Raw genomic sequence first — 22,190 nt, forward strand, 5'->3', positions numbered from 1 at the left:
TGCTCGCCCGCGCCACAGCTCCCTCGCCGAAACGCGATTTCCTCGAAATCTGAGGGCGTACTGCGTTCGGCCCCAACCTGTTACATAACGAATACGAGGAGAGAAGATGACCGAAGCAGTAATCGTGTCGGCCGTGAGATCGCCCATCGGGCGCGCGCGCAAGGGTGCGCTCGCGTCGATCCGCCCCGACGATCTGGCGACACAGATGGTCGCCGCGGCACTCGCGAAGATTCCGGACCTGGATCCGGCGGAGATCGACGACCTGATGGTCGGCTGCGGACAGCCCGCCGGCCAGTCCGGCTTCAACATCGCCCGCGTGGTCGCCGTGCAGCTCGGCTACGACTTCCTTCCCGGCGTGACCGTCAACCGGTACTGCTCGTCGTCGCTGCAGACCACCCGCATGGCGCTTCACGCGATCAAGGCCGGCGAGGGCGACGTGTTCATCTCCGCCGGTGTCGAGTCGGTGTCGAGCTTCGTAACCGGCAATGCCGACGGCCTGCCCGACACCAAGAACCCGCTGTTCGACGACGCGCAGGCGCGCAGTGCCACGCTGGCCGAGGGTGGCGTCGCCTGGACGGACCCGCGCAAGGACGGTCTGCTCCCGGACGTGTACCTGGGGATGGGCCAGACCGCCGAGAACGTCGCGTCCTACACGGGCATCTCCCGCGAAGACCAGGACCGGTGGGGCGTCCGCTCACACAACCGGGCCGAGGAAGCCATCAAGTCGGGGTTCTTCGCAAAGGAGATCACGCCCGTCACGCTGGCCGACGGCACCGTCGTCTCCACCGACGACGGCCCGCGCGCCGGCACCACGTACGAGAAGGTCAGCCAGCTCAAGCCGGTGTTCCGTCCGGACGGCACGGTCACCGCGGGCAATGCGTGCCCGCTGAACGACGGTGCTGCGGCGCTGGTGATCATGTCCGACACGAAGGCGAAGGCTCTCGGGTTGACGCCGCTGGCGCGGATCGTCTCGACCGGGGTGTCGGGCTTGTCGCCGGAGATCATGGGTCTGGGCCCGATCGATGCGACTCGCCGGGCGCTGGCCAATGCGGGGATGGGAATCTCGGATATCGATCTGTTCGAGATCAACGAGGCGTTCGCGGTGCAGGTGCTCGGGTCGGCTCGTGAACTCGGGATCGACGAGGACAAGCTCAATATCTCCGGTGGTGCGATCGCGCTGGGGCATCCGTTCGGTATGACGGGTGCGCGGATCACGAACACGCTGCTGAACAATCTGCGTGAGCAGGACAAGCAGTTCGGTGTGGAGACGATGTGTGTCGGTGGTGGTCAGGGTATGGCGATGGTGCTCGAACGCCTGAGCTGATCCCCTGACGCCGACGTCCGGGTGGCTCCTACTGCGCACGCCGCAGCAGGAGCCGCCCGGACGTTCACATCTCCGGACCGTGCGTACCGCGCCAGCCCTTACGGACGATCTTTCCGGTGGAGTTGCGGGGCAACAGATCATGGGTCAGGCGCCACCGCGTGGGTACCTTGAAATAGGCGAGGTGCTCGGCGGCGAACTTGGTCAGATCCTCCTCGGTCACCGTCGTTCCCGCGACGAGCACGACCACCGCGACGACTTCCTGCCCCCAGTCGGCGTGCGGTGCTCCCGTCACCACGCACTCGCGCACGGCAGGATGCTGGGCAAGCACTCGTTCGACCTCGGAGGGATAGATGTTCTCGCCGTTCTGATGGATCAGATCCGCACGCCGGCCGACCAGCCGGAGCCGGCCCTTCTCGACGACCCCGAAATCGCCGGTCCGAAGCCAGCGGTCCGGCGTGATCGCCTCGGCGGTGGCCTTCTCGTCGTCCCAGTACCCGATCATGACGAAAGGACTGCGGACGCACACCTCGCCGACGTGGCCGTCGGGCAGCCATTCGCCGTATTGATCGCGGATCTCGAGGCTGACGGTGATGATCGGGACGCCGACGGTACCCGGATGCTTCTCGAGTTCCTGTGCGCTGGCCACCGCGATCGATGTGCTGCATTCGGTGATGGAGTAGCTGTCGACCATCGCGTGCCGTCCGAACGGGAGTTGCTCGCGCAGGCGTTGTTTGAACTCCGGTGTGGACGGTTCCGAGGACAGGGTGAACCGTGTCAGCGACGTCAGGTCGTACCGGTCGAGGTCCTCGTCTTCGAGCATGCGTGCCGCCATCGACGGCACGGCCAGCCAGTGCGTCACCTGTTCGCGTTCGATGAATTCCAGGACACGGTGGACGTCGAACCATCCCTGGTTCATGATCACGGTGCTTCCCATCGCCAGCCGCGGCACGATCGTGTTGTGCAGGCTCGTGATGTGGAACATCGACGACGTGAGCAGGTAGCGGGCGTCGGACGGGGCCGAGCGGTCGTACGTTTCGCCTGTCCAGATCGTGTGGATCGCTTCGGTGTAGCGCTGATAATCGACGACGGCCAAGAGGTTGCGCTGAGAGTGCAACGCCCCCTTGGGGTCCCCGCTCGTACCGGAGGTGTACAGCAGGACGGCCGGGTCGTCCTCGTCGATTCGCGGGGGCGGAGGCTGCCGGCCGTCGAACTCGGCGATCAGTGCGGGCAGATCCGTCTCGACCGACAGCACCACCGTGTCGCTCGGGGCGATCTTCGTGACCGCCTCGACACGCGGAGCATCGACGAAGACGATGCGTGGGCGGGAATGGCGGATACCGAACTCCAGTTCCGGTTGCACCCACCATGCGTTGAGCCCGACCGTGATGGCGCCGAGAGCCTGGGTCGCCCAGAACACGGTGACCCACTCGGGTCTGTTGGCCGACAGGATGGCTACCCGGTCGCCCGCACGCACGCCGTACCGCTCGCGCAGCGCGGCGGCGAGGGCATAGGACTCCCTCGCGTTCTCGTCGAAGGTGATGCGGCGGTCGGCCGTGACGAGATACTCGCGATCACCCCAGACGAGCGACTGCGACAGCAGATCCGCCACCGCGCGGTTCCGTTTACGCATGACCGGCATCGAGGTACCGAGGACCTCGTCCATCACGATCTCGAACTCGCCGCCCGGCCCGGTGAGCCGGGAGATGAGTTGATCCAGGAAGGGGAAGGGATCCGACGGAATGCTCATCGTGCACCGCCGAGTCCGGATCGCGTGGCGGCCCGGCTCGGACCGGTTGTCGCCGACGACCGGTGAGTCGCCGGTGATCCTGCACGCTGCACGAATGCCCCTCCTCGTGGATCGGATCGCAAGAATCTCTCACGCCGATGTACGCCCTGTTCGAATGTACCGGTCAGTGGGATGCTCGGTGACCCCCGCTACACGGGGTGCCTAGCGTGCGATCAGCACGCTCGGAAAGGACACGAAACGATGCCCGCACACGATGCAACCACGACCGACACGCCGACCCCGGCAACCTGGCGCGGTGCCGAACTCGGCACCCGGACGGTCACCTATGACGAGCGCGACGCGATTCTGTATGCGCTCGCGGTGGGGGCTCGCGCCACAGATCTCGACCTCGTGTTCGAGGACCGTCTCCGGGTGCTGCCGACCTTCGCTCTGACCTTGGCGCAGTGGGCGCCGGATGCGCTGGGATCGCTCGGTGCATTCGATACGAAGACCGCACTCCACGGCTCCCAGCAGCTGGACGTTCTCGGCCCGCTCCCGAGATCCGGCAGCATCACGATGACGGCGCGGGTCGGGGAAGTGTGGGACAAAGGCCGCGCCGCAGTCTTCGAGGTGGTGGTGGAGAGCGAGCACTTCGTCGCCACATGGTCACTGTTCGCGCCGGGAGCGGGCGGATTCGGAGGGGACCGCGGTCCGTCCGCGCCCGGGCAACCGGAGGGCGAACCCGACTCGACCGCACTCCTCACCACCCACGCGGAACAGGCCGCGCTGTACCGGCTCACCGGCGATCGTCACCACATCCACATAGATCCGGACGCCGCAGCCGGGATCGGACAGCCGCGGCCGATTCTCCACGGACTGTGCACGCTGGCCGCGACGACTCTGCCGCTCGCGCAAGAGCTCGGAGCACACCCCGCAGATCTCGTCGCGTTGTCCGGTCGGTTCGCGGCCCCGGTCTTCCCCGGCGACACCGCCGAGATCCGCGCCTGGGGCGCGTCGTCCGAGGTGCGGTTCGACGTCACCACCGAGGCAGGAGCAGTGCTGTCGGGAGGCCGCGCGGTCTTCGCCCAGAGCTAGAAGCCCTCGCGTGCGCTCCCGCTGGCCGGGAATCCGGCGCGGCGCCGCGTGAGCGTCTGTTGTGATCGGACTGCCCGTGATGGCCCCATCGCTCGTGACTATCTGGAGGTATGAGTTGGACACGTTCGCCGAAGTAGTGCGAGCTCGCCGCGGCGACGCCAAGGTGGGACTGCGCTTCGAGGACCAGCGCTGGACCTGGGACGAAGTTGTCCAGGAAAGCGCCGATCGTGCCTCGGCGCTCGTGTCGACCGTGCCACTGCCCGAGGGACGGCAACGCCACATCGGAGTGCTTCTCGAGAACGTTCCGGACTTCGTGTTCTGGATCGGCGCGGGAGCACTCGCCGGTGCCGTGGTGGTGGGGATCAACGCCAGCCGAAGCGGCCCGGAAATCGCCCGGGACGTCCGGCACGCCGACGTCGACCTGATCATCACCGAGTCGCGCCTGGCGCATCTCGTCGCCGGCACCGACCACGGCCTGCCCGCCGAGAAGATCCTCGACGTCGACAGCCCGCGATACCGCGCGTTCCTCGAACCGTTCCGTGGTGCCCAGCTTCCCGAGACCCGGCCGTCGCCGGACGACATCGCGCTGCTGTTGTTCAGTTCGGGTTCGACCGGCGCTCCCAAGGCGGTCGTCGTCAGCCAGGGCCGGCTCGCCCGGCTGTTCGGGCCGCTCTCGGAACGCACGCACATGCGCCGCGACTCGGTCACGTACCTGTGCATGCCCCTGTTCCACGGCAACGCCCTGATGCTCAACCTCGGTACCGCGATGAGCGTGGGTGCGACCGTGAGCATGATCCGGAAGTTCTCCGCGAGCCGCTTCGCCGACGACATCCATCGCTACGGTGCGACCTTCGTGAACTACGTCGGGCGCGCGCTCGCCTATGTCCTCAGCCGTCCCGAAGATCCGCGCGACCGGGACGGAACACTCGAAGTGGCATTCGGGACCGAAGCCTCCGAAGTGGACGTCGCCCGGTTCTCGGAGCGCTTCGGCTGCACCGTCATCGAGGGGTACGGCTCGAGTGAAGGGGTCTTCCGCATCAACCGCACTCCCGATACCCCGACCGGTTCGCTCGGAGTCGCGGTGGGCGGCGTCGACGTGCGGATCCTCGACGAGGTCACCGGCGAGGAATGCCCGCCGGCCGAGTTCGACGACACCGGCCGCCTGATCAACGGTGAAGCGGTCGGGGAGATCGTCGCCCGCAACACAGCCCACACCTTCGAGGGTTACTACAAGAATCCCGGCGCGATGGCGGACCGGATCAAGGGGAACGATTTCTGGTCCGGTGACCTCGGTTATCGCGACGCCGACGGGTTCTTCTACTTCGCGGGCCGGTCGTCGGACTGGCTGCGGGTCGACAGCGAGAACTTCTCGGCCGCTCCGGTCGAGCGGGTTCTGCATCGGTGCCCCGGAATCCTCTCCGCGCCCGTCTTCGCTGTTCCGGACCCCGCCACCGGGGACCAGGTGATGTGCGCTGTCGAACTGGACCCCGGATCGGTGTTCGACCCGGCAGCATTCGGCGCGTTCCTCGCCGAGCAGCCGGATATGGGTGACAAGTGGTGGCCACGCTTCGTCCGGGTGACCGACCACATCCCGCTGACCGGCAGCAACAAGGTGGACAAGGCGCCTTTGCGTGCGGCCGCCTGGAACACCGACGACACGGTGTACGTACGTGTCGCGCGTACGGCGGAGTACGTGCCCTTCGACGACGACGCACGCGCGCGTCTCGAGGCCGAATTCGCCGCGAACGGCAGGGCTGCGCTGCTCCCCGTGCCGGCGCCCGCGCAGAGCGTCTGAGGCCGCCGTGAACAACGAAATCCCGGGCCCCGACCGCATTCGCGCCACCGTCGCGAGTACCTGCGGCGGATCGAGGCGTCGTCCGCAGCCGGCATAGCCGACCTCTACACCGACACTGCGACCGTCGAGGACCCCGTCGGCAGCGACGTGCGCACGGGACGCGACGCGATCCTCCCGCTGTATGCGGGACTCGAGCACTCGCGCAACTCGACGGAACTGCTCACCCTGCGGATCGCAGGCAACGAAGCGGCCTTCCACTTCCGGGTGACCTCGGAGGTGGACGGGACCGAGTACGTCTTCGAACCGATCGATGTCATGACCTTCGCCGACGACGGCCGGATCGCGTCGATGCGCGCGTTCTGGTCGGCGTCCGACACCCGGAGTTCGTGAGTCCCGCCCAGTGAGACGCCGGGATTGGGCGTGACGGTGATCACCTAGCGTCAGGATCATCGAAGCGGCGAGACCCCGACCGGCACAACACGTGCCGATTTCCGCCGGTGTACCCCGTACTTCCCAATCCCCCGAAAGGACGGACGACCGTGAGCCTGGGCACTTCCGACACCACCGAGGTCCGCGAGATCGTCGCGGGCTCTGCTCCTACCCGTTTCGCGCGCGGCTGGCACTGCCTCGGCCTCGCCGAGTCCTTCAAGGACGGCAAGCCGCATTCCGTGGAGGCTTTCGGCACCAAGCTCGTCGTCTGGGCGGACACCGCAGGCGAGCTCAAGATCCTCGACGGCTACTGCCGTCACATGGGTGGCGATCTGAGCCAGGGCACCGTCAAGGGTGACCAGGTTGCGTGTCCGTTCCACGACTGGCGCTGGGGCGGCAACGGCCGCTGCACCAACATTCCGTACGCCCGCCGGGTTCCGCCCATCGCGAAGACGCGCGCGTGGCACACGCTCCAGCAGGACGGTCTGCTGTTCGTGTGGAACGACCCGCAGGGCAACCCGCCGCCGGCGGACGTCACGATCCCCCGGATCGAGGGCGCGCTGAGCGACGAGTGGACCGACTGGGTCTGGTACCGGACCGAGGTCGACACCAACTGCCGCGAACTCATCGACAACATCGTCGACATGGCGCACTTCTTCTACGTGCACTACTCCTTCCCGACGTACTTCAAGAACGTCTTCGAAGGTCACGTGGCCAGCCAGTTCATGCGCGGCAAGGCGCGCGAGGACGCCCGTCCGCACGCCGCGGGCCAGCCGCGGATGCTCGGCAGTCGCTCGGACGCGAGCTACTTCGGGCCGTCGTTCATGATCGACGACCTGGTCTACGAGTACGAGGGCTACGACATCGAGTCGACCCTCATCAACTGCCACTACCCGGTCTCCGAGAACAAGTTCGTGCTGATGTACGGAATGATCGTCAAGAAGTCCGATCGCTTCGAAGGCGACGAGGCACTGAAGGTCGCGCAGCAGTTCGGCAACTTCATCGCCAAGGGCTTCGAGCAGGACATCGAGATCTGGCGCAACAAGACCCGCATCGACAACCCGCTGCTGTGCGAAGAGGACGGCCCGGTGTACCAGCTTCGCCGCTGGTACGAGCAGTTCTACGTCGACGTGGACGAGGTGAAGCCGGAGATGACCGACCGCTTCGAGTTCGAGATGGACACGACGCGCCCGGTTGCTGCGTGGATGAAGGAAGTCGAAGCCAACATCGCCCGCAAGGCACTCGAGGAACAACCCACCAGCGCGGGGTAGGAGTAGTAACGATGGAGAACCGGATGGAACCGCTGCGGTGTGCCGAGTGCTCGGCGCAAGTGCTGGTTCAGAAGAACAGCTGGGAGCACACCTCCATCCAGTGGAACGCCGACGCGCGCCGGCGCTGTCCTCAGGTGCAGGACGACGCCGGCCGCGACGGCCGCCCGGGTGCCCCGCGCATGGCGTGCACCCGGCTCGCGGAAACCATCACACGCGCGGCGGCGTCGGGCGTCCTCGACGTCTACGACGACGCGCCCGTGCCAGCACCTGTTGTCCAATGAAGCTTCGACCCGACCACTCCGGAGGATCCGCGATGACCGAACCCCTCAACCTCGATCGTGCACAGTACGGCCCGTGGGCCGTGATCGCCGGAGGATCGGAGGGTGTCGGCGCCGCCTTCGCTGACGAATTGAGCCGTGCCGGATTCGATCTCGTGCTCATCGCACGGAAGCCCGGACCGCTCGAGGAGACCGCGGACCGCGCCCGCGAGAACGGCGTACAGGTACGCACTCTCGCGCTCGATCTGCTCGCCGCCGACGCAGTCGACGAGATCCGCGCCGCGACAGCGGATCTCGAGGTGGGGTTGTTCATCTTCAATGCGGGTGCCAACAGCTACGGACACGAGTTCGTCACCGGCGACCTCGAGGGATTCCGCGGCGTGATCGACCTCAACGTGCACCGTCAGGTCGAACTCGCGCAACTGTTCGGTGCGCCGATGAAGGAGCGGGGCCGCGGCGGCATCATGCTGCTCGGCTCCCTCGCGGGATACATGGGCTCGGAACACCAGAGCATCTACTCGGCGTCGAAGGCGTTCAGCCGGGTGTTCGCGGAGAGCCTGTGGCTCGAACTCGCACCCCACGGTGTCCACGTCGTCGAACTCGTCCTCGGTGTCACGCGCACCCCCGCGATGGTGCGCGCCGGACTGAACTTCGATGTCCCCGGCATGCGTGTCTCGGAGTCGGAAGATGTTGCACGCGAAGGCCTCGAACATCTCGAGGACGGTCCGGTGTGGATCGCGGGCGGAAACTACGACGCAGCGGTGAAGCGCAGCGGATTCCCTCGTCGCGAGCTGGTCGAAGGAGCAGCGAAAGCGATGCGTGCCCTGATGAACCGCTGACAGAACTGTCGACTCCCTCACCAGGGATGACTGCCCCGTCCCGCCCTGATCGCAGGGCTGGACGGGGCTTTCTGTGTAGCGCCTGGAAGATCTACGCCGCGAGGGAGCCGGACTCCGGGCAACTGCTCGGCGCGGTCCGGGTGTCGTCCGACGGTGTCGCCTACGGGTACATCGCAGACGGATTCGTCTTCCCGGAGCATCGGGGCGACGGCGTCGGGAGCGCCGTGCTCGAGTGCCTGCTGTCGGATATCGACGCAGCAGACTTCCGGTGGATGCTGCATACGGCGGATGCGCAGCCGCTCTACTCCTGGTTCGGATTTGTTGCCTACGGCCCGACATACATGGAACGCCCGAGTAGACACAGTCGGCCGGCCTCTGGATGAACGCACTGCGCGCCCGGGCGGAACCGGGCGCGCAGGGTGCCTCCTCATGCCGGGAGGAAACGAGAAGACGTCGGATGGGTCAGGAGGCGACTGCGTCCGGGACGCCACGGGGAATCATCACGGTGAGCGCGATCGCGATGAACGCCAGTACCAGGAACATGACGCCGATCATGTTCAGGCCACCGATCGGAGTGGCCGCGAACGCGAGCAACATGGTGGCGACGGACGTGCCGACACCCTGCCCTGCGGTACGCAGCACCGCATTCGTGCCGGTCGCCTCGCTCGTGTTGCGTTCGGGCACGGCCTCGACGATGAGGTTCGGCAGGGCGGTGTAGGCGAATGCGGTGGCGACCGACACCACCACGACCATCGCGGTCATCGCCACGACCGAATTGTGAGCGGTCATCATGGTCACGGTGCTGGCGACGAAGAGAATGCTGCCGATCAACATCGATACGCGGGACCCGACGGCCGCCGAGATACGGCCGCTGAGGGGTGTGCACGCGAAACCGAACATCGACCCGATGAAGGACAACCAGCCCGCGTGCGTTGCGCTCAGGCCCAGGCCGAAGCCGTCCGACGTGGGTGTCTGCATGATGATCGGGATGATCATGGTGGCGACGCCCATCGGTCCTGCGGCGATCGCGACCGTCGCGAGCATCGTCAGCGAGAACTTGCGTCCGGCGAAGAGGCGCACATTGATGATCGGTGACGGCACGCGCAACTCCCACCGCACGAGCAGAACGAGTACGACGGCGCCACCGACGATCAGGCCGAGGGTCCGGCCGTCGGCCCAGCCCCAGGCCTGCGACTTGTTGACGCCGAGGAGGATCGCAGCGACGGATGCCGCGAATGTCACCGCTCCGACGTAGTCGATTTTCTCCTTCGTGCCGGTCGGCGGCCGCCACGGCAGGACGAACCACACGAGCAGAATCGCGAACACCGAGTACGCGGCAGCGACGACGAAGATCATGTGCCAGCTGGCGTAGTCGATGAGCAGCCCCGCGACCAGCAGTGACGCCGAACCCGCCGCAACGGCGGATCCCGAGATCAGCGCGACGGCGACGGGAACCTTGCCCGACGGAAGGTGCTCACGTGCGAGGCCGATGCACAACGGAAGGATCGCGCCGGCAACACCCTGGATGGTGCGGCCGACGATGATGCTGGTGAGACTGTCGCCCGCGGCGCTGATGATGGAACCCACCGCTGCGACCACGAGAAGAACGATCAATACCCGTTCGCGTCCGTACATGTCGCCGAGGCGGCCACAGACCGCGGCAGATGCGGCCGCGACGAGGAGGAACGAGGTGACGGCCCAGCCGACCGTCGAGGCGTCGCTGTCGAAATCCGTGATGAGCGTGGGGATCGCTGCGAACATCATGGAAGTTTCGAAAGCGCTGATGATCTCGACGGCGATCAATACCGCCACGATTACCCAGACGGGTTGCCTGCGGTCGAATCGTCCTCGGCCGGAAGTATGTTCGGGCTCCCGGTGGGATAGCTCGTTAGCGTATGACGTCACTGCGCATCCAGACTCTCGGCGGCCCGTCGTGGCCCGCGGGGTTTCCTCACTCCAGTCGGGAGTGGTGCGCATCACTTTCTAGATGAGGTAACAAACTCTCCGAGTTGTGTTCCCGCTCATCGAGACTGCCGACGTCTCCGGTGCACCGAGATCAGAGCAGTGCCGCCTCGTGGACGGTGCGGTCGAATTCCGGCAGCGCTGCGCCGTTGCGCAACGTCGTCGCGAGCGTGGGATCGGCGAGATGAAGTCGCCCGATGGCGATCAGATCGAATTCGTCCCTGCCCATCCGGCTTTCGAGTTCCGGAAGGTTGTCTCGGACGGGAGCGCTGCCCTGGGTGCGGCTCTCGCGCAGGGTTGCGCCGATGCCGACGCTTCCGACCGCCATGGACACGGCGCCCGTGACCTTCTTGGCCCATCCGGCGAGGGTGAGGTCGCTGCCCTCGAACGCGGGCAGATCGAAGCGGCGGATGCTTGCGTCGAACACGTCCACGCCGGCGTCGGCCAGCGGCGAGAGGACGGCCTTCAGCTCGTCCGGCGTGTGCGCGATCTTGGCTTCGTAGTCCTGTTGCTTGTGCTGCGAGAATCGATAGAAGATCGGCAGGTCCTCACCGATGGTCGCGCGAATGGCTGCAACGACTGCCGCGGGGAATCGGGTCCGGTCTCGGAGGTCACCGCCCCAGCGGTCCTCGCGCAGGTTGGTTCCTTCCCAGAGGAACGAGTCGAGCAGGTAACCGTGACCGCCGTGCAGCGCGACGCCGTCGAATCCGACTTCCTTCGCAGCCGCTGCGGCACGGGAGTATGCGTCGACGACCTGCGTGATGTCCTCGTCGGTCATGGCGCGCGTGGGCTTCGACGCGCGGGCGACATAGTCGGCTCCGTACGAGGTGACGCCGGGTTCTCCCCACACTCCCGACGGCCGCATCGGGGTCAGGGCGGGATCGACATCTGCCGTCATGGCTCCCCACAGCGGCCCGACGTGCCAGAGCTGCGGAATGATCCGGCCGCCTTCGGCGTGGACCGCGTCGACGACGCGGCGCCACCCGTCGAGTGCGGCCTCGCCGTACATGTGAGGCACGCGGGGGTTGTCGACGGCGGTGGGGTGGTCGATCGCCACTCCCTCGGTGACGATGAGTGCCGTGCCCCCGGCGGCACGGCGCCGGTAGTACTCGGCCACGTCCGGTCCCGGTACTCCACCCGGCGAGTGCGACCGCGTCATCGGCGACATTACGATGCGGTTGCGCAGCCGAAGGGAGCGGACGGCGAGCGGGCGGAAGAGAGCGGAGGGGACTTCGGTCATGGCTGTTTCGGCACTTTCGTCGGTGGTCACGCGATTGCCGTGACGACTGCAGGTCGATCGGGCACCTTGCTCTCCGGTTGTACCGGCGCCGCAGATCGGTGGACAGGTTCTTCCTGGTCAGTGGGATGTGCGGGCGGTGTGTGTACTTCGTCACCTTCCGTAGTACCCTTTGGTGCAGACCACAAGAATGAATTTCAGTTTGTCGTTCTGTGGGTTCTGTGCAGGTGAACGAAAGGGTGCCGATGTCAGAGTCCGACTACGCGAAACCGGCCGAGTCCGCGAAGCGCGAGCTTCCCGCGTCGATGGTGGAACGCATGACCCTGATCCTCGATGCCTTCGACGATCGCTCGTCTCGTCTCACTCTCGAAGAGGTCGCGTGCCGCACGCGACTGCCGCGCTCGACCGTTCATCGCATCCTCGACCAGATGGTTCGGCTCGACTGGATCGACCACGCGTCGTTCGGTTACTGCCTGGGCCGGCGGGCGAAGGCCATGACCGAAGGCGACAACGGCCACATCCGGATCCGGGAAGCCGCCGCTCCGCTGCTCTACGAACTCCACATGACCACGGGCATGGTCGCGCACCTCGCGGTGCTCGACGGCGGTGACTGCGTCTATCTCGACAAGATCGGCGGCCAGCTCGCCGCGGCACTGCCGTCCCGTGTCGGCGGCCGGGTTCCCGCCTACGCCAGCGCGTGCGGAAAAGCCTTGCTCGCAGGCCTCGAGCCCGAGCAGGTCGACGACCTCTACGACGAGCGGCTCGCCCGCCGTACCGACCGCACCATCCACGATCTGTCGACTCTGCATCTCGAACTCAACCGCATCCGTAGCCGGCGCGGTCTGGCATTCGAAACCGGTGAGTCCGCGGTCGGGATGGCATGTGTCGGTGCCGCCATTCGGGGACCCGAGGGGCCCATCGCCTCGATCTCCCTGTGCGGTCCCACCCGCGCGGGTCTTCTCGAACGGACCGCGCCGCTCGTCGCGGCGGCGGCCCGCGACGTTTCGCGCGCGCTGTATCCCGAACTGAGCGTTCCCCGGCGGGGCACCCGCACGGCGCGGGTCCCCGCAGAGTCGTGGTCCTCGCACGCCATGGAGCGGCTGCTCGCCACCCAATCGGGGGAGTGGATATAACCCGCCACGACCGACGACCGCCCGGCACGTCCCGGTGACCGGGAGGTCGCGCGCCGCGTGAGGGCCGTCACTGGGAACGTCTCGGATATGACGACCGAATTGAGTTACGACGAGACTGCCAGGACGCTCGAGACCGACCGGGGCACCCTCCGCTACCACGAGGCAGGTGCCGGAGAACCGCTCGTCCTTCTGCACGGGTCCGGCCCCGGAGTCACCGGATGGCGCAACTATCGCGGCGTGCTCGCCGACCTTTCCGAGCACTTTCGGTGCCTCGTCCTGGAGTTTCCCGGATTCGGGGTCAGTGACCCCTGCGAGGGTCACCCGATGGCGATGGCGTCGGTAGCGGTCGCCGACTTCCTCGACGGACTGGGCCTCGACCGGACAGCGATCATCGGCAACTCGATGGGCGGCATCGTCGGTACCCAGTTCGCGATCGCACAGCCCGACCGGGTGAGCAAGCTTGTCACCATCGGCGGCGCAGGACGTTCGGTCTTCGCGCCGGCACCGGGCGAGGGCATCAAGCTTCTGATGGAGTTCACGGACGATCCGACACGCGAAAAGCTCGTCCGCTGGCTGCATTCCATGGTGTACGACCCGGCGATCATCACCGAAGAGCTCATCGAGGAGCGGTGGGCACTGGCCACCGAGCCCAAGACCCTGGAAATCGCGCGTCGCATGTACAGCACCGCGGCATTCGCCGCGGCCGGGCGGGCAGCCCTCGCCTCCGACGCCACCCCCTACTGGGCGCAACTCGGCCGGATCACCGCACCGACCCTGCTCACCTGGGGCCGTGACGACCGGGTCAGCCCGGTCGACATGGCGATGCTCCCGATGCGGGACCTGCGCCGCGGAGAACTGCACGTGTTCCCCAACTGCGGGCACTGGACCATGATCGAGGCCCGCGACGCGTGGCTCGCGACGGTCCTGGCGTTCCTGAAGCGGGACGACGCCACGGCGTCCTGACGGTCTGAACACCCTCGGCCCCGGTCGATCCCGCTCAGTGGAACATTTCCGGAGCACGGCTGCGATCTCTTGAGACCGTAGCCACCACCGGAACTCCGACGCCGCCGGCAGCACATTCGCACGGTGACCGGGCGTCGCCATCAGAAAGCTGGAGACATCATGGGACAGGTCCTCGACTCCCTCGCAGAGTTTGCAGACGAAATCCGGGCGGACGGCGCCGAGGGTGACACGCTCATGCGTCTGACCGACCGCAGTGCCGGACGGCTCCGCGACGCAGGCGTCATCCGGATGTTGCAGCCCAAGGAATTCGGCGGCCTGGAGGCTCACCCGCGAGAGTTCGCGGAGACGGCGATGGCCATCGGCGCGATGGACGGCGCGACGGGCTGGGTCAGCGGCATCGTGGGTGTACACCCCTGGGAGATGGCGTTCTTCGACCCGAAGGCGCAGCAGGAAGTGTGGGGCGAGAACCCCGACACCTGGATCGCCTCGCCCTACGCGCCGATGGGCGTGGCGACTCCCGTCGACGGCGGATACATCCTCAACGGCCGCTGGTCGTTCTCGTCGGGCACCGATCACTGCGACTGGGTGATGATCGGTGCGGCAGTCGGCGACAAGGACGGCAAGCGGGTGTCTCCGCCGAAGAGCCTGCACGTGCTGGTGCCGAGATCCGACTACCGCATCGACCACGAGAGCTGGAACGTCGTCGGCCTGCGTGGCACCGGTTCCAAGGACCTCATCGTCGAGAACGCCTTTCTCCCGGCGTACCGCACACTGGCGGCGGAACGCGTGATGGGCGGCGTGGCGTGGCAGGACGCCGGACGCGAGGAGACGCTCTACAAGTTCCCCTTCTCGTGCATCTTCCCGCTGGGCATCACCTCGTCGCTCATCGGTATCGCCGAGGGCGCCCTCAACTGCTACATCGAGACGCAGCGTGAACGGGTCACCGTCTCCGGAACCGCGATCAAGCAGGATCCGTACGTGCTGTCCGCGCTCGGCAACGCGGCCGCGGAGATCGCCGCCTCGCGTGCCGCCGTCCTCGAGACCGTCGACCGGTTCTGGGATCTCACCGAGCGCGGCAAGGAGGTCACCTTCGAGATGCGTGCCGTCGGCAGGCGGACGCAGACCGCTGCCGCGTGGCGTGCGGTGGCCGCGGTCGACGAGATCTTCGGCCGCGCGGGCGGCGGTGCCCTGCAGTTGAGCAACCCGCTCCAGCGTTTCTGGCGCGATGCCCACGCCGGTCTGAGCCACGCCATCCACGTGCCCGGATCGATCTTCCATGCGGCGACGCTCACCCAGCTCGGTGAGGAACCGCAGGGCATGATGCGCTCGATGATCTAGTTCCACCCCCCAGGCAGGAAAGGACGGACATGACGGATATCCGTGGACTCGGCTATGTCAGGATTCAGACCCGCGACGTGGCTCGCTGGCGTGAACTCGTCGTCGACGGGCTGGGGATGGCCGTCGGCACCGGACCGGAGAGCGACGGGCTCTACCTGCGGATCGACGAGCGGCGCTCACGCCTGATCGTCCTTCCGGGCGACACCGACCGTGCCCTGGCGGTGGGCTGGGAGGTGCGCGACGAATTCGCGCTCCGGCGTGTCCGGGAAGCGGTCGAGAAGGCCGGCATCTCGGTCGAGGTGCTGAGCGAGGAGGAGTCCACGTACCGCGACGCCGAACAGGTCATCGCGTTCGACGATCCGGGCGGCACCCGTACCGAGGTGTTCTTCGGTCCCGTGCTCGACCACAGCCCGCTCGTGACTCCGTTCGGCGGCACGTTCCACACCGGGCCGGAGGGCCTCGGGCACGTGGTGCTCCCCTCCGCGATGTTCGCCGAATCGTACGAGTTCTATACCGAGGTACTGGGTTTCCTTCCCCGGGGTGCGACCCGCCTCGGTGGTCTGTCCGCGCCGCCTCCCGTCCGACGCGTGCGTTTCCTCGGCGTCAACCGCCGCCACCACAGCCTGGCGTTGTGCCCCGCGCCGCCGCTCGGCGCACCGGGTCTGGTCCATCTCATGCTCGAGGTGGACACCCTCGACGCGGTGGGTCAGGCACTCGACCGGATCGGCAAGCTGGGTTTCTCGATTTCGTCGACGCTCGGCCGGCACACCAACGACAAGATGGTCTCGTTCTATGTCCGGGCACCGGGCGGCTGGGACATCGAATTCGGTACCGAAGGAATGCTCGTGGACGAGACCTTCTACACGGCAGAGGAAATCACCGCAGACAGCTATTGGGGACACGACTGGTCGGCGTCCGAACCCCTGGCGGCATTCACTCCGCCGTCGCACTGACGGGGTAGCAGGACGGGAGCGCACTCCATGACGCCTTGCCATGTGCTCGACGCGGTACGGGAACTCGCACCCGGATTGGCGGCCCGGGCCGCGCACATCGACGAGTCGCGCAGGATTCCCGACGAGACGATCGCGGAACTGGTTGCCGCCGGCGTCTTCCGGATGCTGCAACCGCGACGCTACGGCGGGATCGAAACCGACCCCATGCGGTTCTACGAGGTTGTGCGGGCGCTGTCGGCGGCATGTGGGTCGACGGGATGGATCGCATCGGTCGTCGGTGTGCATCCCTGGCATCTCGCGCTGTTCCCCGACCGCGCACAGCACGACGTCTGGGGCCGCGACGAGTCGACGCTCGTGTCGTCCGCGTACGCGCCGGTCGGCAGGCTCCGTCAGGTCGGCGACGGTTACCGATTTTCGGGGACGTGGATGTTCTCGTCCGGATGCGAGTACGCGTCGTGGGCACTGTTGGGCGGGATGGTCGTCGGCGCGGACGGCAGACCGCTGGATTTCGTCACCGCACTCGTTCCACGTGACGACTACTCGATTCGCGACGTGTGGAACGTCGTCGGCATGCGGGGAACGAGCAGTAACGAGATCACCGTCGACGACGTGTTCGTTCCTTCGTACCGGGTCGTGCGCAACTTCGACACCGCGAACCTTCGCGGTCCCGGTCAGAAAGTCAATGCCGGCCCCCTGTACCGGCTTCCGTTCGCGTCGCTCTTCGCGACCACCGTCGCCGTGCCGATCGTCGGCGTGGTCGAGGGTTGCTACGACGAGTACCTCGCGGCGATGCGGGAACGGGTGCGGCTGAGCCTCGGTGGCGGACGGTTCGCCGACGACCCGTTCGCGCAGGTCGCGGTGGGGCGCGCGTCCTCGGAAATCGATGCCGCGGTACTGCAACTCGAACGGAACATCCGGGAACTCTGGCGACTCGCAGAGGCCGGAGACGACATCCCCTTCTCCCTGCGGCTACGAACCAGGCGCGATCAGGTACGAGCCACCGAACGGGCCGTCGAAGCAATCGATCTGCTGTTCAAGACAGCCGGTGGAACGTCCTTGTTTCTCGGCAACGTCATCGAACGGGCGTGGCGCGACGCGCATGCCGGGAGCATGCACGTCGCGAACGAGCCCGAACGCGCCTTCGCCCTCTACGGGAAGGACGCCTTCGGGCTGCCCGTCGAAGACAACCTCGTCTAGCTCTCGGTCACGGCAGCGCCGGGGAGTACCGAGTCCGCCTGCGCCATGTGCTGGGCCGCGCGGTAGGCAAACACCATCGCCGTTCCCAGCGGAGTTCCGGGCGCGGGATAGAACCGGCCGCTGAGTGATGCAGCGGTGTTGCCTGCCGCATACAACCCGGCGATCGCCGAACCGTCCTCACGGAGCACCCGCGCATCGGTATCGGTGCGCACCCCGCCCTTCGTCCCGAGATCGCTGAGAACGATCCGGGCCGCGTAGAACGGTGCTTCGGTCAGGGCGGTGAGGGCGCGGTTGGGGTTCTCGCTCGGCGGGCAGAAGAACACGTCGTACGGGTCCTCGCCACGCGCGAAGTCCTCGTCGACTCCGGTGGCCGCCGAGTCGTTGAAGCGCTCGACGGTCGATCGCAGGGCGTCCGCGTCCATGCCGAGTTGTGCGGCGAGTTCTTCGATGCTGTCGGCGCGCACCCACGTTCCGGCGGCGAGATGATCGTCCGCGCTCGCCTCGGGAATCGACATGGCCGGCAGTACCGGCCCACCTTCACGCGAGTCGAAGATCAGGTACGACGGCACCGACCGCGACACGCCGTGTGCCAGCATCTCCCGCCCGAACCGGTCGTACGGCTGCATCTCGTTGAGGTAGCGCCGGCCGTCCGCGTCGACGAGGACGCCGCCGCGCACGCACACCATGAATGCGCCCGATCCGTCCGGCATCTCGACGCCGGGGCACCACCACGCCTCGTCCGTCAACGCGATCGCGGCACCTGCGTCGGCGGCCGCGACGTGCAGATCGCCGGTGTTGGCACCGCGCGGGCCCATGCTCCACGCCGCGGCACCGGGAGTGCCGTGCTCGCTGCGCATGTCCTGGTTGCCTTCGATGCCGCCGGCGGCGAGCAGCACGCCGCGGGTCGCGCGGATCCGGACGGTTTCCCCGGACTCGGTGAGCGCTTCCACGCCCACGACCCGGTCGTTCTCGACGATCAGCGACCGCACGGCGGTGCCGGTACGCAGGTCCGCGTTGCCGGTGCCCTGCAGGGCAAGGAGCAGCCGTCCGATCAGGGCGCGTCCCGCGATGAGGGTTTCGTCGGGGTGCGGTTCACCGTTGCGATCGAGTCCCGGTTCGGGGCGAATTCGCTCACGGAGAGCACCGATCTGTTCGCTCGGCAGGTCCAGGGCATTGATCGCGCGTCCCACGTCCACACGCCCCGGTGCGGGGTAGTAGTCGGGGAAGGGGCGCCACTCGAATTCGAGGTGCGGGTCGCGCTCGAGGAAGTCGACGAGCACCGGGGCCGTGGTCAGGAACGCTTCCTGACGATCCTTCTCCGCGTCGCCCAGTACGGCCGCGAGATAGGTGCGTGCCGCGTCGGTCGAGTCGCCGAGGCCCGCGCGTTCCTGGACCGTGGTGCCGGGCAGCCACATCGCCCCGCCGGAGTACGACGAGGTGCCGCCGAACAGTCCGGTCTTCTCCAGAACGACGGTGCGCAGACCGGCCGCAGCGGCGGAGTATGCGCCTGCCAGCGCCCCGCCGCCCGATCCGACGACGATGACGTCGAATTCACTGGTGTTGTCCTGCACGGGAGTTGTCCTCTCGGTTGTGGTGGGTGTCGCACCTACGCAAGCGCATGTGCGGCGCTGCGCGTGGGCATGCTCCCGACCAGCGGGATACTCCCGGCCAACCGGTCCGGGTCCGCTTACGGTCCGCAGGAGACCACTGGGCTGTAATGCGGAAGGGGCTGTGCCCATGAGTAGTTCACCGATTCGTCCGATTTCCTCCGAGACCGTCGGAACCTGGGATTTCGAGGCCGACGTCGTGATCGCCGGATACGGCATAGCGGGGGTGTCCGCGGCGATCGGTGCTGCGGAGAACGGCGCCGGTGTGCTGGTACTCGAGCGCACCGGCGGCGGCGGTGGAGCGGCCGCGTTGTCCGGGGGCATCGTGTACCTCGGCGGCGGCACCCGGGTGCAGAAGGCGTGCGGATTCGACGACACCCCCGAGAACATGAAGACCTTTCTCGCCGAGGCGCTGGGGCCGGGAGTCGACCAGGACAAACTCGATGTCTACTGCGACGGCAGCGTGCAGCATTTCGAGTGGCTCGAAGCGTGCGGGGTCCGGTACAAGGAAAGTTTCTGGTCCCAGCCCGGCTGGGAATGCCCCGTCGACGACTCCCTGATGTACAGCGGGGGAGAGAACGCGGCACCGTTCGACACACTCGTGCCGCCGGCGCCCCGCGGACACCTCGCGCAGGTCCCGATGCCGCGCAACGGCGAGCAGGGAGCCGGGCACGTTCTGATGACCACGCTGATCGGAAAGGCGACCGACCTCGGTGTCCGCGTGGAATCCGACATCCGGGTGCAGCGCCTGGTCGTCGACGGCACCGGCCGTGTCGTCGGTGTGACCGCGACCCGATTCGGACAGGAGATCACCGTCCGCGCGCACGGCGGTGTGGTGCTCGCGACCGGCTCGTTCGCGTACAACGACGAGATGATGCAGGCCTACGCGCCGCGTCTCTACAAGCGGCCCGCCGCGACGGTCGAGGAGCACGACGGTCGCGCCATCCTCATGGCGCAGGCGCTCGGTGCGGGACTGGCGCACATGGACGCGTGCGAGGTCGCCTTCTTCTGCGACCCCCAGCTGATGGCCCGCGGCATCCTCGTCAACGGACGAGGACAGCGGTACGTCCCCGAGGACACCTATCCGGGCCGCATCGGTCAGCTCACCATGTACCAGAACGACAACCAGGCGTTTCTCGTCCTCGACGAGGCGGCGTACGAAGAAGGGATGGCAGCGCCGAGTTCGAGCCCGCAGCTTCGCAGGCAGCCGACCTGGGTGTGCGAGAGCGTCGCCGAACTCGAATCGGAGATGGGTCTGCCCGAGGGCACCCTGACCGCCACCGTGGAGTTGTACAACCGGCACGCCGCCGCAGGCACCGATCCTGTGTTCGGGAAGAAGCCCGAATGGGTCAAGCCGATCGGGTCGCCGATCGCTGCGATCGACCTGCGCGGCATGACCGGTGGTTTCACGCTGGGCGGTCTCCGGACATCGGTGGACTCGGAGGTCCTGCACGTCGACGGCGATCCGATACCGGGCCTGTACGCGGCGGGCCGCTGCACCTCCGGATTGTCTGCCGGAGGATATTGCAGCGGGATCTCGCTCGGTGACGGGAGCTTCTTCGGGCGGCGGGCCGGGATCAGCGCCGCCGCCACCGGGTAACCCCGGTCGGTCAGCCGTCGAGGCCGAACGCGCCCCGGTAGAAGACCATCGGACGGTCTTCTGCCGGGCATTCGAGTTCGGTCACGCGGCCGACGACGATGTCGTGATCCCCGGCGACGTGTACGTCGTGGACCTCGGCGTGGACCCGCATGAGCACGCCCGGCAAGGTGGGCGTGCCCCATCGGGACAGTTCCCAGTCGAGACCGTCGAACTTGTGCCCCCGGCTCGAACCGAACCGCCCGCACAGGTCCGTCTGTTCGGCGCCGAGCACGTTGACGGTGAACCGGCCGGCGCGCCGGATGCGTGGCCAGGCCCGGCCCCGGTGATCCGCGCAGAACAGGACCAGCGGCGGTTCGAGCGAGACGGATGCGAACGACTGGCAGGCGAAGCCGACGGGACCGTCGTCGTCGAGCCCGGTCACCACGGTGACACCCGAGGCGAAACGTCCCATCGCCCTGCGCATCTCGTCGGGAGTGGGTACGTCACCGTCGAACGCACGTTCCTGGGTCAGCGACTGAATCTGCATGTGCCTCACTCCGATTCGATCCCGGGCCGCCTGGGTTCGGCGACGTCCACGAATCCGAGAGTATGGGTGACCTGCGCCACGCCTGAACCGGTTCTCGCTCAGCGGACGTTCACGCGAAATCGCGGCGCCGATCCCTGCGCCCGATGTCTGCCCGCCGGCGCGGTCCCACTGAGCGAGACCAACGGTGATTCCGGCGACCCGGCTCCCTCGCCCGGGTGGATGCGGGCACGATGGGACAATCTGCACGTCCAATTGCAGGAAGGGGGCCGGCGATGCCGAGGATTGCCAAGGCGCGGGAGGGCGCCGAACCGACATCGGACGTGCAACGCGAACGGCAGGTGCGGATCCTGACCGCTGCCGCCCGTCTCGGTTCCGAACACGAACTCACCCGGGTGCAGATGGCGGAGGTCGCGAAGGACGCGGGTGTCGCGATCGGCACGCTGTACCGATATTTCCCGTCGAAGACGCATCTCTTCGTGGCGTTGCTCCTGAGCCAACTCGAACGCGCGAAGCAACGACTGCCCGATCCACCGCGGGGCTTGGCCCCGCCGCAGGCGATCTGCGACGCGCTTGTCGTCATGACGCGCGCGATCGTCGCGCGGCCCCGCCTCGCGTCCGCCATGCTCGTGTCCAACAGCACCGCCTCCGCATCGGTGGTGCCGGATTCGGTCGAGGTGGAGCGTGTCTTCCAGGGCATCGTGCTCGCGCAGGGCGGCATCGAACAGCCCACGGACACAGATCGCGACGCGGTGCGCCTGCTGTCGATGGTGTGGTTCGGCCTGATCCTGGTGCTCTTGAACGGCAGAGTGTCGATCGAGGAGACCGAGACCGACATCCGGCGCGCCTGCGATCTGCTTCTCGTCCACATGGCGGATACGGCACCCGGACCGGTGTGACAACGCCGAAGCCCCGCCGGC

At 67.2% G+C, this 22,190-nt stretch carries 20 protein-coding genes; 15 read left to right on the top strand and 5 right to left on the bottom strand.

The features are described from left to right. Window positions 1–106: 106 nt before the first annotated feature. Complete coding sequence (locus ACLQ3J_RS14000; RefSeq protein ID WP_425903657.1) at window positions 107–1,324, top strand: acetyl-CoA C-acetyltransferase; 1,218 nt, start codon at window positions 107–109, stop codon at window positions 1,322–1,324. 64 nt (window positions 1,325–1,388) lie between these two features. On the opposite strand, the gene ACLQ3J_RS14005 is transcribed toward ACLQ3J_RS14000, so the two are convergent. Beyond that, on the bottom strand, window positions 1,389–3,071 hold the full coding sequence (locus ACLQ3J_RS14005) for a class I adenylate-forming enzyme family protein (RefSeq protein WP_296550229.1): 1,683 nt from the start codon (window positions 3,069–3,071) through the stop codon (window positions 1,389–1,391). A gap of 240 nt (window positions 3,072–3,311) precedes the next feature. Between ACLQ3J_RS14005 and ACLQ3J_RS14010 the strand changes: the two genes are divergently transcribed. From ACLQ3J_RS14010 to ACLQ3J_RS14040, 7 genes are all read left to right on the top strand, one after another. Continuing rightward, complete coding sequence (locus tag ACLQ3J_RS14010) at window positions 3,312–4,145, top strand: MaoC/PaaZ C-terminal domain-containing protein (RefSeq protein ID WP_425903659.1); 834 nt, start codon at window positions 3,312–3,314, stop codon at window positions 4,143–4,145. A 115-nt stretch (window positions 4,146–4,260) separates the two neighbouring features. Further along, entirely contained in the window at window positions 4,261–5,940 is a 1,680-nt protein-coding gene (locus ACLQ3J_RS14015) for an AMP-binding protein (protein ID WP_425903660.1), read from the top strand. Window positions 5,941–6,033: 93 nt separating this feature from the next. After that, a complete protein-coding gene (locus ACLQ3J_RS14020) occupies window positions 6,034–6,330 on the top strand; it encodes a nuclear transport factor 2 family protein (RefSeq protein WP_425903852.1) in 297 nt (98 codons plus the stop codon). A gap of 149 nt (window positions 6,331–6,479) precedes the next feature. Next, window positions 6,480–7,640: a Rieske 2Fe-2S domain-containing protein gene (locus tag ACLQ3J_RS14025; protein ID WP_169623104.1), complete on the top strand. Its 1,161-nt coding sequence runs from the start codon at window positions 6,480–6,482 to the stop codon at window positions 7,638–7,640. 23 nt (window positions 7,641–7,663) lie between these two features. After that, window positions 7,664–7,921, top strand: a complete 258-nt coding sequence (locus ACLQ3J_RS14030; protein ID WP_169623129.1) for a hypothetical protein — start codon at window positions 7,664–7,666, stop codon at window positions 7,919–7,921. 32 nt (window positions 7,922–7,953) lie between these two features. Further along, a complete protein-coding gene (locus ACLQ3J_RS14035) occupies window positions 7,954–8,757 on the top strand; it encodes an SDR family NAD(P)-dependent oxidoreductase (protein ID WP_296550236.1) in 804 nt (267 codons plus the stop codon). Window positions 8,758–8,783: 26 nt separating this feature from the next. Further along, window positions 8,784–9,140 (top strand): GNAT family N-acetyltransferase, encoded by a 357-nt coding sequence (locus ACLQ3J_RS14040; RefSeq protein ID WP_425903663.1) that lies wholly within the window; start codon window positions 8,784–8,786, stop codon window positions 9,138–9,140. 79 nt (window positions 9,141–9,219) lie between these two features. Here ACLQ3J_RS14040 and ACLQ3J_RS14045 read toward each other — a convergent pair whose 3' ends face one another. Together ACLQ3J_RS14045 and ACLQ3J_RS14050 are read right to left on the bottom strand one after the other, a co-directional pair. Continuing rightward, window positions 9,220–10,569 carry an MFS transporter gene (locus tag ACLQ3J_RS14045; RefSeq protein WP_296550238.1) on the bottom strand — a complete coding sequence of 450 codons (1,350 nt, stop codon included), beginning with the start codon at window positions 10,567–10,569 and terminating at the stop codon, window positions 9,220–9,222. A gap of 244 nt (window positions 10,570–10,813) precedes the next feature. Continuing rightward, window positions 10,814–11,959 (bottom strand): 12-oxophytodienoate reductase, encoded by a 1,146-nt coding sequence (locus ACLQ3J_RS14050; protein ID WP_169623130.1) that lies wholly within the window; start codon window positions 11,957–11,959, stop codon window positions 10,814–10,816. A 242-nt stretch (window positions 11,960–12,201) separates the two neighbouring features. On the opposite strand from ACLQ3J_RS14050, the gene ACLQ3J_RS14055 reads away from it, so the two are divergent. The 5 genes from ACLQ3J_RS14055 (at window position 12,202) to hsaA (ending at window position 17,540) form a co-directional block, all read left to right on the top strand. Then, window positions 12,202–13,089, top strand: coding sequence for an IclR family transcriptional regulator (locus tag ACLQ3J_RS14055; RefSeq protein WP_169623108.1), 888 nt, complete (start codon window positions 12,202–12,204; stop codon window positions 13,087–13,089). A gap of 87 nt (window positions 13,090–13,176) precedes the next feature. Further along, window positions 13,177–14,052, top strand: coding sequence for an alpha/beta fold hydrolase (locus ACLQ3J_RS14060; RefSeq protein ID WP_169623109.1), 876 nt, complete (start codon window positions 13,177–13,179; stop codon window positions 14,050–14,052). A gap of 159 nt (window positions 14,053–14,211) precedes the next feature. Further along, on the top strand, window positions 14,212–15,390 hold the full coding sequence (locus ACLQ3J_RS14065) for an acyl-CoA dehydrogenase family protein (protein ID WP_169623110.1): 1,179 nt from the start codon (window positions 14,212–14,214) through the stop codon (window positions 15,388–15,390). 29 nt (window positions 15,391–15,419) lie between these two features. Continuing rightward, window positions 15,420–16,343, top strand: a complete 924-nt coding sequence (locus ACLQ3J_RS14070; protein WP_169623111.1) for a VOC family protein — start codon at window positions 15,420–15,422, stop codon at window positions 16,341–16,343. A 27-nt stretch (window positions 16,344–16,370) separates the two neighbouring features. Next, window positions 16,371–17,540, top strand: coding sequence for a 3-hydroxy-9,10-secoandrosta-1,3,5(10)-triene-9,17-dione monooxygenase oxygenase subunit (gene hsaA, locus ACLQ3J_RS14075; RefSeq protein ID WP_425903665.1), 1,170 nt, complete (start codon window positions 16,371–16,373; stop codon window positions 17,538–17,540). On the opposite strand, the gene ACLQ3J_RS14080 is transcribed toward hsaA, so the two are convergent. Further along, window positions 17,537–19,111, bottom strand: coding sequence for an FAD-dependent oxidoreductase (locus ACLQ3J_RS14080; protein ID WP_296550242.1), 1,575 nt, complete (start codon window positions 19,109–19,111; stop codon window positions 17,537–17,539). The genes hsaA and ACLQ3J_RS14080 overlap by 4 nt on opposite strands. Before the next feature lie 166 nt (window positions 19,112–19,277). Between ACLQ3J_RS14080 and ACLQ3J_RS14085 the strand changes: the two genes are divergently transcribed. Next, complete coding sequence (locus ACLQ3J_RS14085; protein WP_425903667.1) at window positions 19,278–20,747, top strand: FAD-dependent oxidoreductase; 1,470 nt, start codon at window positions 19,278–19,280, stop codon at window positions 20,745–20,747. A gap of 10 nt (window positions 20,748–20,757) precedes the next feature. Here the strand turns inward: ACLQ3J_RS14085 and ACLQ3J_RS14090 are convergent, their stop codons facing one another. Beyond that, window positions 20,758–21,273, bottom strand: coding sequence for a flavin reductase family protein (locus ACLQ3J_RS14090; protein WP_422424961.1), 516 nt, complete (start codon window positions 21,271–21,273; stop codon window positions 20,758–20,760). A gap of 272 nt (window positions 21,274–21,545) precedes the next feature. Between ACLQ3J_RS14090 and ACLQ3J_RS14095 the strand changes: the two genes are divergently transcribed. Then, window positions 21,546–22,169, top strand: a complete 624-nt coding sequence (locus ACLQ3J_RS14095) for a TetR family transcriptional regulator (protein WP_296550245.1) — start codon at window positions 21,546–21,548, stop codon at window positions 22,167–22,169. Window positions 22,170–22,190 lie beyond the last annotated feature (21 nt).

The sequence above is a fragment of the Rhodococcus sp. DT1 genome (assembly GCF_049844875.1).
Taxonomy (GTDB): Bacteria; Actinomycetota; Actinomycetes; order Mycobacteriales; family Mycobacteriaceae; genus Rhodococcus.